Origin of the sequence: Dactylosporangium aurantiacum, assembly GCF_000716715.1 — a bacterium.
Taxonomy (GTDB): Bacteria; Actinomycetota; Actinomycetes; order Mycobacteriales; family Micromonosporaceae; genus Dactylosporangium; species Dactylosporangium aurantiacum.
This window is the reverse complement of record NZ_JNYJ01000099.1, coordinates 1-10,695: the sequence shown is the minus strand read 5'-3', so window position 1 is coordinate 10,695 and position 10,695 is coordinate 1. Positions and strand designations below refer to the sequence as shown.

Annotated in this window: 13 protein-coding genes; 3 read left to right on the top strand and 10 right to left on the bottom strand. The window is 71.9% G+C overall.

Annotated elements, in window-relative coordinates; genetic code table 11:
- Window positions 1-23 precede the first annotated feature (23 nt).
- From OP18_RS49925 to OP18_RS56620, 3 genes are read right to left on the bottom strand one after another with little or no spacing between them, the layout of a single operon-like run.
- A complete protein-coding gene (locus OP18_RS49925) occupies window positions 24-617 on the bottom strand; it encodes an IS630 family transposase (protein ID WP_156090363.1) in 594 nt (197 codons plus the stop codon).
- On the bottom strand, window positions 548-1,087 hold the full coding sequence (locus OP18_RS49920; RefSeq protein ID WP_052388564.1) for a winged helix-turn-helix domain-containing protein: 540 nt from the start codon (window positions 1,085-1,087) through the stop codon (window positions 548-550). The genes OP18_RS49925 and OP18_RS49920 overlap by 70 nt, the downstream gene beginning before the upstream one ends.
- 36 nt (window positions 1,088-1,123) lie before the next feature.
- Complete coding sequence (locus tag OP18_RS56620; RefSeq protein ID WP_081971835.1) at window positions 1,124-1,306, bottom strand: hypothetical protein; 183 nt, start codon at window positions 1,304-1,306, stop codon at window positions 1,124-1,126.
- Between the two features lie 323 nt (window positions 1,307-1,629).
- Between OP18_RS56620 and OP18_RS49915 the strand changes: the two genes are divergently transcribed.
- Window positions 1,630-1,941: a hypothetical protein gene (locus OP18_RS49915; protein WP_033367732.1), complete on the top strand. Its 312-nt coding sequence runs from the start codon at window positions 1,630-1,632 to the stop codon at window positions 1,939-1,941.
- Window positions 1,942-2,020: 79 nt separating this feature from the next.
- Entirely contained in the window at window positions 2,021-2,455 is a 435-nt protein-coding gene (locus tag OP18_RS49910; protein WP_033367731.1) for a hypothetical protein, read from the top strand.
- 4 nt (window positions 2,456-2,459) lie between these two features.
- On the opposite strand, the gene OP18_RS49905 is transcribed toward OP18_RS49910, so the two are convergent.
- The 5 genes from OP18_RS49905 to OP18_RS49885 all read right to left on the bottom strand — a co-directional run bounded on the left by OP18_RS49905 (window position 2,460) and on the right by OP18_RS49885 (window position 8,060).
- Window positions 2,460-2,828, bottom strand: coding sequence for a hypothetical protein (locus OP18_RS49905; RefSeq protein ID WP_033367730.1), 369 nt, complete (start codon window positions 2,826-2,828; stop codon window positions 2,460-2,462).
- Between the two features lie 347 nt (window positions 2,829-3,175).
- A complete protein-coding gene (locus OP18_RS49900) occupies window positions 3,176-4,192 on the bottom strand; it encodes a DUF6461 domain-containing protein (RefSeq protein WP_156090361.1) in 1,017 nt (338 codons plus the stop codon).
- Between the two features lie 163 nt (window positions 4,193-4,355).
- Window positions 4,356-5,111, bottom strand: a complete 756-nt coding sequence (locus OP18_RS49895; RefSeq protein WP_156090360.1) for a methyltransferase domain-containing protein — start codon at window positions 5,109-5,111, stop codon at window positions 4,356-4,358.
- Window positions 5,112-5,358: 247 nt separating this feature from the next.
- Window positions 5,359-6,444, bottom strand: coding sequence for a GH12 family glycosyl hydrolase domain-containing protein (locus tag OP18_RS49890; protein WP_033367727.1), 1,086 nt, complete (start codon window positions 6,442-6,444; stop codon window positions 5,359-5,361).
- Between the two features lie 116 nt (window positions 6,445-6,560).
- Complete coding sequence (locus OP18_RS49885; RefSeq protein WP_033367738.1) at window positions 6,561-8,060, bottom strand: MFS transporter; 1,500 nt, start codon at window positions 8,058-8,060, stop codon at window positions 6,561-6,563.
- Window positions 8,061-8,145: 85 nt separating this feature from the next.
- Between OP18_RS49885 and OP18_RS49880 the strand changes: the two genes are divergently transcribed.
- Window positions 8,146-9,147, top strand: coding sequence for an Lrp/AsnC family transcriptional regulator (locus tag OP18_RS49880; protein ID WP_033367725.1), 1,002 nt, complete (start codon window positions 8,146-8,148; stop codon window positions 9,145-9,147).
- A gap of 7 nt (window positions 9,148-9,154) precedes the next feature.
- Here the strand turns inward: OP18_RS49880 and OP18_RS49875 are convergent, their stop codons facing one another.
- Together OP18_RS49875 and OP18_RS62425 are read right to left on the bottom strand one after the other, a co-directional pair.
- Window positions 9,155-10,414, bottom strand: coding sequence for a GAF domain-containing protein (locus OP18_RS49875; RefSeq protein WP_033367723.1), 1,260 nt, complete (start codon window positions 10,412-10,414; stop codon window positions 9,155-9,157).
- 145 nt (window positions 10,415-10,559) lie between these two features.
- Window positions 10,560-10,695 (bottom strand): hypothetical protein (locus tag OP18_RS62425; protein WP_169788997.1); only part of this gene is annotated, 136 nt, incomplete at its 5' end.

Genomic DNA, 10,695 nt, shown 5'->3' with positions numbered 1-10,695 from the left:
TTACTGACCTTCTGGAATCAGGGTCAGGGTGGTCTCAACCCGCTGGTGGTGAGGAAGGCTAGGGCGAGGGTGGGCCTGTACTGCATGCTCTTGAGTCGGTTCTTGGCGGTGCAGAGCAGGTCGTGGATGGTGCCCGGGACGAGGTTGGCCATGCTGCGTTTGAGGCTGGACCACAGGTTCTCCACCGGGTTCAGCTCAGGGGCATACCCGGGCAGCTGGTAGACCCGCAGCCACGGCCGGGCAGCGATCAGGGCGCGCATCTTCGCGGACTTGTGCGCGGGTAGCCCGTCCCAGACGAGGACGATCGGGCCGTCCAGGTGCTGATGCGCGGCGTCGAGCAGGGCGGCGAAGTGCTGTTCGGTGAAGCCTTTCGGTTCGCCTTTGCGACCGCGGTGCAGCATCGTGCGGTAGATGATGCGTGGCCGCCGGCCGGCGCGGTAAGCGACGATCCCGGCCACCGACAACCGGCGCCCGCCGCGGCCGGCGACCTTCACAACGGGGGTCTGCCCTCGCGGGGCCCAGGTCCGGGCCCGGGCTGGCCGAAGGGTCAGACCTGACTCGTCGACGAAGCAGATCCACGCGCCCAGCCTGCGCGCGACCCTTTTACCGCAGGCCACTGATGCCGCCGCCAGTGCTCAATGGCCGCCTCATCGCGTTCCGCGGCCCGCTGCACCGGCTGCTGCGGAGTGAACCCGGCACGGTGCAGGATCTCCGCCACGGTGGCGATGCTGACCGTGACATGAAACATCCGGCCGATCAACGTACGGACCCTCGCCAAGGTCCAGCGCTGGTCGACGTCCCAACCCGCCGCGGCTGGGCCCTCGTCAAGCTTGCGGACCAGCTTGGCCACCAACTCCGGCGACAGCACCGGGTCAGGACCCGGCGCACCCTTCGAAGCGAGGGCCTGCTCACCGCCACGCAGCCAGGCCCGCCGCCACGCATACGCCGACTTCGTCGACACCTCCAACGCCGCAGCGACCTGCGCACCGCTCATCCCGTCAGCGAACATCCGCGCCGCCTGCAACCGAACCTGCTCACGACGGACACGTCCCTGACGGCCGACCCCACCACCATCGCCGTACCGCATGCCCCATCAATGCACCAACGCCGATCCCCGGCGCAATCACCCAAACCGGCGAGCCGCACTGAAGAGTGACCCTGACTCCAGAAGGTCAGTAAGCATCGTGGCATAGCCACCACGATCAGTGCCGAAGCGTCCCTGCGCAAGAACCCTCTCCCGGCCGTTGATGATCTCGATGGTCGCGGACCGCTTGTGCGGATCCATGCCGATGACGACGCGGGCCATGCAGTTCCTCCTCGATCCGACAACTGCCGATGTCAGCGAGGAGGGCAACGCTACTTTGAGCTGGGCATACCCCTCTTGAGCCTCTCCGCGCCACGGTGACCGGCAGGACGCACGCCATGAGTGAGCCACACCGAACCGCGGTGGGCAGCCGCCGGATAGAGCGATCCTCCCGGTCACCTCGACCAAGCCTGGCCGGGCTGCGGTCGTACCGCCAGTTAACAAGTAGCCGCCGACCGAGTGTGCGGCTACCGACCCGCCGTTACAGGCCGTACGCGTCTCCAGGCGGCCGAACCCCGGCTGCCCTGGCGTGCCATCATGATCGGGTGCCGAAGCTGACGGAGGACGAGTACAAGGCCACGATGGCCCTGCATCCGCTCGCCGTCGACCCAGGCGAGGCGCCGCCGTTCGACTTCTGGCCGTACTTCAGCGCGATTCCACCAGCCGACTTCGGCGGTCACGACTTCACGGCCGGCGCGGTGCCCTATGCCTGGAGGATGCCCGACAGCGGCTACGAGCACGTCCTCGTAGGATCTGCGACGCCCAACGTCTTTCTCGTACTCGTGCTGAACGTGGCAGGCCAATCGGTTGTCGGCCATCACCTCCTCGACCTCAACCGGCTCTACGGCCTGACCTGAGATCCGGTGCATGCGAAGCCGCGCGGGCCGCTCTCAGATCGCGCCAGACCAGCAATGCAGGTGCACGGATCTGCTTGATATGCAGGTAATGCCGCCGAGCGGCTCGCCAACTGGCGCCGGCGCCTGGCCCGATGCATGGTGGACAAGCATCGCCGGCGACGAGGTTGACCGCTTCGATAACGGCGGCCCGTCCGGCCAGTATTCTCCGGCGGTGTCGAGACTCAAGGTGCTGGTGGTCGCGTCGGTGGTCGTCGCTGCGATTGCCGCCGGCGTGCTGTTTGGTCACCGCCGTGAACGGTTCAAGGCTGGTGACTGCATCCAGCTGGTGCGTTTGACGGTGGTCGACTGCGCTGACGGCGACGCCGACCATGTCGTCCTCGGCGTCGAAGTCATCGAGGAGGACGCGGCAGGCGGGTACCCCTGCGGCGCCTGGCCGCAGACCAACACCGACCTGGTCATGGACGGTCCAGGCGGACGTCCGATACGCGTGTGTATGCAGCACCTGTCCAAGTAGTACGTCAAACCAACTGCAGAGGAAAAGTCGGGTGTTGCTCCTCGTCGTTCCTGAGGTTTCCGAAGGACCACCGCCGTCGCACAGCCACCTGCTCGTGGAGGAAGCCGCTGAGTTCCTGGGCTGGTGGAGCGATCTGTCCGCCGTTGGCGCGCCACCGCACGGCCATCTCAGGGAAGTTGAGGGTGTAGATGGCACTCGTGCGGACGTCGTCGTCCTCGTCGCGGGTGAGCTGTTCCAAGGCATCCCGCGGTGTGTCGAAGTTGCGGGCGACCAGGACGCGCACTGGCCGGACGTCGTCGGTGGCGAGCTCGCGGAGCCGGGTAGGGGACGTGGCCGGCCTCCGCGCCTCAAGCGCACGCCTGTAGCCGAGCATACGCTCGGACCGTGTCCTGACCGGTCTCGACACCATACGACGATGATCTCCGACGTTCGGAAGCATCCGCTATGCCGCCGGCCGCGACCCAGCGCCGCCACCGCGGATGCCTTACCGCCGCCGGCATCGCACCGCCCGACGCCGACGTATCGTCGTCGTCGACGGTCTGTTCATCCCCCATCGCCACATCTCGTTGACGGCGGTCCGGCGTTCGATATCCGTCGCAGGCGCTACGGTGGGCCCGCAACGGGGCCGGTCCCATACGGACAATGAGCTGCTGCGGCGCTCGGCGAAGTCGTTACGCTGCTCCGTCCAGCTTCGGTGCTGGTGATACTTGTCCCCTGCCATCAACGGGTGTCCATCGCGCCGGTCTCCCTACCGCCTTGACGCCGGGCCCGCCGCCACAGGTCCGCGCGGATGGTCGGCCACCGCTGTTGCAGCGCGTGTTGGGCGTACCACAACGCGTCCGTTCGGTACGACGGGCCGGGCGGGCGGGGCACCATTGCCGTGAACGCCTCACCGGCGCGCATGCGGTAATAGTGCTGCCAGCGCTCGGGTGACATTGCGGGGCTGGTGTCGACCGCCTGAGTCAGCGCGGCTCGCAGCAGGCTCAACTGATGCGCCAGGTCCTCGCCGGTTGGCCAGACCTGCGGCAACGCGTCGAGCACGGCGTGAACCGCGGGCTCGTCACGCAGGTCGTGCTCATCGGCGAGCAGGTCGAGCAGCCACCGCAGCGCGTCGCGCTGGGTGGGCTCGTCGGCGAGCAGGAACATGGCTGTCAGATCCGGATCGGTCGAGCCGAACGTGCCCGGCGGTCGCGGGTCGTCCGGGATCGGCCTGCGGATGACCACCGTGGCGTGGGGCTCGTCCAGCCAGGCGTGGTCCAGCCGGACGCCGGTACGCCGCTCGACGAAGGCCAGCTGGGCCGGGTAGTCCTGATCGTCGCGCAGCGCAGCGCGGTCCTCGTCAAGAGCGTCGGGCTGCTCGCCGGCGGGCTGGTCGTCGTCGAGGTACTCCAGTCGGGTCAGTACCCGGCCGAAGGCGGCGTAGCAGAGCAAACTGCGTGCGTTGGCGTTACTCCACCACGAGCTGTGCACCGAGGCGCCGTCGGACAACCACCGCAGGGCCTCGTCGCGGACGCCTTCCCAACCCCCGGTCTGACACATGAGCACGGCAGGGCCCACCTGCCGCAGGTGCAACGTTCCGTCAGGTTCGTCGAAGTCCCATCCAGCGCGGTCCTCGACGCCTGCCGGCTCCCCTCCGAGCCGCCGGGCGACGTCCGCCACGGTGACCGGCTTCGTCAAGGGCAGCACGACCGTCCAGCACCACGGGGAGTTGAGCAGCTCTGGCTGTGCGTCGAGCATCCGCCGGTACCACGCCACGTCATGGTCAACCATCGACATCCCTCCACCTGTGATTGGGCGGCTCGAGATCGCGTCGCCCGGACACGGTGGAATGCTTCCACACGACACCGGCGGCGTCCGGACGCGACGTTCACCCCGGCGTGCGACCAGTTCGCTGGTGGGGCTATCCCGGGCGGCGGCCCCACGCTGAGATCAGCGGCGCGAGGGTGAGGTCGAGCTCGCCGGCATCGACGGCGGCCAGGTGCGCGTCGATCTCGGTGTCGTCGGCCAGTCCGGCGGCGAGCAGGTCGGCGCGGACCATGCGCATCGTCGCGGCCTCCAGCCGGTCGCAGGCCACTCCGCCGACCGGGAAGAAGCCGGCCGCGGTGACATCGGCCAGGCCGGCGGCACGCAACGCCCGCGGCAGCGTACGGCCATACCGCAGGTCGGCGCCGCGGCGGGTCAGCAACTCCCGGACGGCGCGCCGCAGCCGGTTGGCGCGCTGCTGTGCCGGGCCCACCTCGTCGAGGCAGACAAGCGGCTGCAGCTCGGTGTCGGCGTCCTCGACCAACAGCCAGCCGCCGGGCCGCAGCGCCGCCACCATCGTCGCCAACGCCCGCGCCCGGTCGGGCAGGTGGACGAGCACGAGCCGGGCGTGCACCAGGTCGAACGTGCCCGGCTGCGGCGGCGGGTCGGCGACGACGTCGTGTCGGCGCACCTCGTACCGGCCGTGCGGGTCCAACCAGGCCGGATTGATGTCCGTGGCCAGCACGTGACCGGTTGGTCCGACGGCTGCGGCGAGTGCCTCGGGAATGCTGGGGCCTCCGGCGCCGACTTCCCAGCAGCGCCAGCCCGCCCGCACGCCGAGCCGGTCGACGTGGCCGCGGGTGACGCCGTCGAACAGTTCGGCCAGCCAGGTGAACCGCTCACCCGCCTCCACGCGGGCGTTGTCGAGCAGATAGCGATGATCCGGGGCAGACCCCGGAGTGCGCGGGGATGGGGAGTCGGCGAAGGACTGTGACGAACTCACCCCTCCATCTTCCCGGCCTACCGCGCGCTGTGTCGGTGCGACACGGGCTTCGGATGGCGCGGCGGAACCCGGGGCCGGGCGGCGGACGGGTCTGCACGCGACGCACGCCGGATCCCGGGGGTGACGGGATCCGGCGTGCGCCGGGGTGCGGGTTGGGTCAGGAGGCCGTGCAGCTCACCGACGACGGCGCGGTGCCGCTGGCGGTGAAGCCGTACGTGGTGGACGCGCCCGCGCCGAGCGAGCCGTTGTACGTCTCGTTGCGGACCGTGACCGGCGAGGTCGACGTGATCCGGCCGCTCCACAGCGAGCTGATCGAGGCGTTGGCACCGGACCAGACGGTGCTCCAGCCGGAGATGTTGGCCGTGCCGGTGTTGCGCACGGTCACCTCGCCCTGGAAGCCGCCCTGCCAGTTGGTGACGGTCCGGTACGTCGCGGCGCAGCCGGCCGTACCACCGCCGCCGCCACCGCCACCGCCGCCACCACCGCCGCCGTTGACGCTGGCGGAGAACGCGGTGACGGCGAGGCCCTGGCCGCCGATCCACGGCTCGAACCCGGCCTGGACGCTGGTCAGGTACCACGACGTGGTGGCCTTGCCGCGGGCGATGACGTCGTTGATGAACGCCTTCACGTCGAAGTTCCAGCTGCTGATCGCCGACGGCGCGACGTAGGAGACCACGTCGTTGCCGCCGTTGTTGCCCTGCCAGACCTCCCACGAGCGGCCGGCGACCGACGTCGTGCCGACCCGGCTACCGACCGGCTGGATCGATCCCTGGCGGTTGAACCAGATCATGATCTCGGTCGCGTTGACGCCGTTGGTCTTCGGCGTCGGGTCGAGCCAGATGTCGTACGCCGCGTCGTAGGTGGCGCCGCTGACGTAGTTGTAGGAGATGCTCGTCGGCGCCGAACTGATGGCGCTGATCTGCATCGGCAGGTTGGTGCCGGGCGAGCAGTTGCTGTAGTGGCAGCCGATGTAGATGGCCGGGTACGACGCCGGCGCCCCGTTCGTCGGCTTGTTCGCGTTGATCTGCGTGATCGAGAAGCCGGAGCTCGTCACGTTGATGCACTGGGTGGCGCTGTTGCCCCAGTTGTTGTTCATGACCACGTACCGGCCGCCGATCGTGGTCGACCCGTAGGTCTCGCAGATCTGCGTGTCGGCGCTGGCCGGCTGTGCGGTCCCGACCACCGCGACCAGACCTGCGGCGAGCAGACCGGTCACGGCGGCGGCGCGCAGCGTTTTCTTCATGCTGCCTCCTTGCCTGCGTCAATGGAGCGCCTGAGCGGAGCGTTCCTGGAAGCGGACGCTAGGCAATTCGCGGCCCCGGCACGAAGCGGCGGCGCGACATTTCCTGTTCACGCAGCTCAATGCGTTGTCCCGGGCGTGAAACGTACATGCGCCGGCTCGGCCGGGCGGGGCGAGAGGCGCGCGGGGGCCGGCGGGCGCAGCAGCGCGAGGACCGCCACCCCGGCCACGCCGGCGATGACGGCGCTGACGAGGAAGACGCGGTCCAGCCCGGCGGCGTACGCGGCCCGCAGCGCTCCGGCGGGCACCTGCCCGAGCAGGTCCCGGTACCCGCCGCCGGTGAGCCGCCGGGCCGCGGCGTCGTCGCCGAGCACCTGCCCGGCCCGGGCCGTCACGACGGTGGCGAAGACCGGCAGCGCCAGGGCGTAGCCGAGCTGGCGGCACGTGTTCGAGGCGCCGCTGGCCATGCCGGCGCGGTCCGGCGGCGCGGCGGCGAGGGACGCCGAGGCGAGGACCGGGGTGCTCAGGCCGACCCCGACGCCGGTCACGCACAGGCCCGGCATGAGTGCCGCCCACCCGGAGTCCGGGCCGACCAGCATGCACAGCGCGGTGCCGGCGGCCACCAGCAGCAGCCCGCAGCCGATGCTGTACCGCGGTGCGACGGTGTGCAGCAGCCGCCCGCCCACCCCGGCGACGACGAACGCGACGACCGCCATCGGCGCCAGCACCAGCCCGGCCGCCATCGCGCCGAGGCCGAGGACCGACTGCGCCCACAGCGACACGAACACCAGGTTCGCGAACGCCGCCGCGGTCAGCGCCGCCGCGCCGGCCATCAGGACCGCGAACGACGGCCGGCGCAGCAGCGACAGGTCCAGCATCGGGTCGGCCCGGCGGCGCTCCACCAGGACGAACCCGGCGGCCGCGGCGGCACCGGCGGCGAGCACGCCGGCGGTCACCGGGTCGCTCCAGCCGGTGTCGCCGGCGCGGATGAGCCCGTACACGACGAGGCTCGCGGCGGCGGTGAACACGGCCACGCCGGGCACGTCGACCCGCCCGGTCGCGGTGCCACGCCCACCGGGGACCGCCAGCCGGGCCAGCACCGCGGCGATCACCGCCACCGGCAGGTTCACCAGGAAGATCGACCGCCAGCCGACGTGCTCGGTGAGGAACCCGCCGAGGATCGGCCCGGCGGCCGCGGCGGCGCCGTTCGCCGCGCCCCACACCCCGAACGCGACCGAACGGTCCCGCCCGGTGTAGACGACGCCGAGCAGGGCCGCGTTCGTGGCGTACATCGCGGCGGCGCCGGCGCCCTGCACACCGCGGGCGGCGATGAGCGTGCCGGTGCCGGCGGCGAGACCGCAGGCGAGCGAGGCGGCGGCGAACACGACGAGCCCGGCGATGAACACCCGCCGGTGGCCGAGCCGGTCCGACAGCGACCCGGCCGCCATCAGCAGCGCCGCGAGGACGAGCACGTACAGGTCGACGGTCCACTGCAGCGCCGCGAACGACGAGTGCAGCTCCCGCGCCAGGTCCGGCGCGGCGATGCTGACGATGGTCAGGTCGACCAGCAGCATGAAGGTGCTCAGCGAGACCGCGAGCAGGGGCAACCATTTGCGCATGCCCCGCACCATGCACCGGCGGCGACCGTACTGACGTCGGTCGCGTCGATCCCGGCGGATTCCGACACGCTGGTACGGTCCGACGGTGGATCCACTCATCCTCGACGGGCTCGACCGGCAGCTCGTGCACGCCCTGCAGGTCGACGGCCGGGCCCCGTTCAGCCGGATCGCGGCCGTGCTCGGCGCCTCCGACCGCACGGTCGCCCGCCGCTACCGGCGGCTACGGGAGGCCGGCGCGCTGCGTGTCGTCGGGCTGCCCGACGCGGCGGCGCTCGGCCACGTCGACTGGCTGGTGCGGATGCGCTGCTCACCGGACACGGCGCTGCCGGTGGCGGCGGCCCTCGCCCGGCGCGACGACACGTCGTGGGTGACGCTGGTGTCCGGCGGCACCGAGATCACCTGCATCACCCGGACCCGCGGCCAGTCCGCGGACGGCGAGCTGCTGCTGCAGAAGCTGCCCCGCACGCCGCGGATCACCGTGCTCAGCGCGCACTGCATGCTGCGCGGCGTCGCCGGCCTGCACGGCTGGCCGGGCCGGACCGCCGCCCTGGACGCCGCCCAGATCGCCGCGCTGCGCCCCGCCCCGGCCGCACCCGCATCGACAGGAGCCGCCTCGGCAGTGGCCCCGCCCGCCGTGCCCGCGCCGACCACCGCCGACAACCGCCTGCTGGCGGCACTCGCCAAGGACGGCCGCGCCGGGCTGCCCGCCCTCGCCGCCGCCACCGGCTGGTCCGAGACGACGGTACGGCGGCGGCTCGACGAGCTGTGCCGCGGCGGCGTGCTCTACTTCGACGTCGAGATCGAGCCCGCCCTGCTCGGCTACACCGCCGAGGCGATGATGTGGCTCACCGTGGCGCCCGCCGCGCTCACCGCCACCACCCAGGCCCTCGCCGGCCACCCGCAGATCGCCTACGCGGCCGCCACCACCGGCCCGGCCAACGTCGCGGCCTCCGTGATCTGCCGCGACCTGCACGAGCTGTACGAGTACATCGCCGGCGACATCGGCTCCCTCACCGGCGTCACCTCGGTGGAGACGGCCCCGGTCGTGCGCCGGGTCAAGAGCGGCGGCACGCTGCTGGTGCCGTGACGGCGGGTCAGCGGTGGACGTAGGCGGACAGGCCGCCGAGCTCCTCGCTGGCGATGAACACCGACCGCACGTTGAGGATCGCCTCCTCGACGTGCACGGGGCAGCCCCACGCCGAGTCGCCCCACGAGTCGGCGATCTTGACCTCGGCCGGTTCGTCGCACCCCTGCGCGCCGCCGAGCTGGCAGTGCTCGGGGTGCGGTGTCGCGGACTGCGCGACGGCGGCCTCCCGCATCTGGTCGGCGAGCTGCGCGGCGGTGGTCGCGCGCCGCTCGGCCTCGGCCCGCAGCTGCCGCTCGGCGAGCACCGCCCTGGCCAGCGCGTCCCGGGCCGCCCCGGCCGCCGCCTCGGCGGCGCGCTGCGCCTGCTCGCTGCGGTGGCGTTCGATGGCCAGGGCCGCGGTGCCGGCGAAGACCCGGGCGAGGGCGAGGTCCGCCTCCTGCGGCACGCGCGGCGTGCGGTGGTACATGGCGAACGTGCCGAGCAGTGCGCCGTCGCGGGCGAGGATCGGCGTGGACCAGCAGGCGGCCACCCCGGCCCGCACCGCGAGGTCGCGGAAGTCGTCCCAGAACGGGTCGGTGGCGATGTCGGTGACCACGACCGGCTCCCGCCGGTGCGCGGCGGTGCCGCACGAGCCGACGCCCTCGCCGGTGGCGATGCCGTCGATGGCCTCGTTGTAGAAGCCCGGCAGGCTGGGCGCGGCGCCGTGGCGCAGGTGCCGGCCGTCGGCGTCGGCGAGCAGCACCGACACGAGCACCTCCTGCGGGGCGAGCTGCTCGATGCTGCGGGCCATCCCGTCCAGGACGTCGGCCAGGGGCGCCTGCCGGGCGATCTGCTCCAGCAGGGCCCGCTGCTCGGCCATCAGCAGCTGGGCGTGCCGCACGTGGGTGGTCTCCACGCCGATCACCCAGATCCCGGTCACGGTGCCGGCGGCGTCGCGGCGCGGCTCGAACGTGACGTCGAATGAGGCCTCCCTGGCGTCCAGCACGACCCGGACGTCGCGGCCGGTGGACGGCTCGCCCGTGCGGTACGCCTCGTCCAGCGCGGCGACGACACCCGGATCTAGGTCCGGCAGCAGGTGCCCGAGCGGGCTCCCGGTGCGCGCACCGTCGCCGGCGAGCGCGAGGAACGCCGCGTTGGCCGTCTCCACGACGTGCTCAGGCCCGGTGAGCGCGGCGAACAGGGCGGTGGACCGGCCGAACAGCGCCCGCAGGTCCTCCTGCCCTTCCTGCCCCGCGGCGGCCGGCGCCCAGCCCGATACCGTCGTCATGTCCTGGTCCGTCCCTGATCTGCCGATGCGTGCGAGCCCCGATGGTCTCATCGTCCGGCCGCCACGGCCACCCGGGGGACGGCGACGCCGCCGCGTGGCCCGGATCCGGGCCGGACCACGCGGCGGCGGTGGTGCGGAGCAGGGCTCAGCTGACCGTGACGGCCAGGTCGTCCAGGACGAAGGAGGTCTGCAGGGAGGAGTCCTCGGTGCCGTTGAACTTGAGGGTGACGGTCTGGCCGGCGAAGGCGGTGAGGTTGTAGGTCTTGGCCTGGTATCCGGTG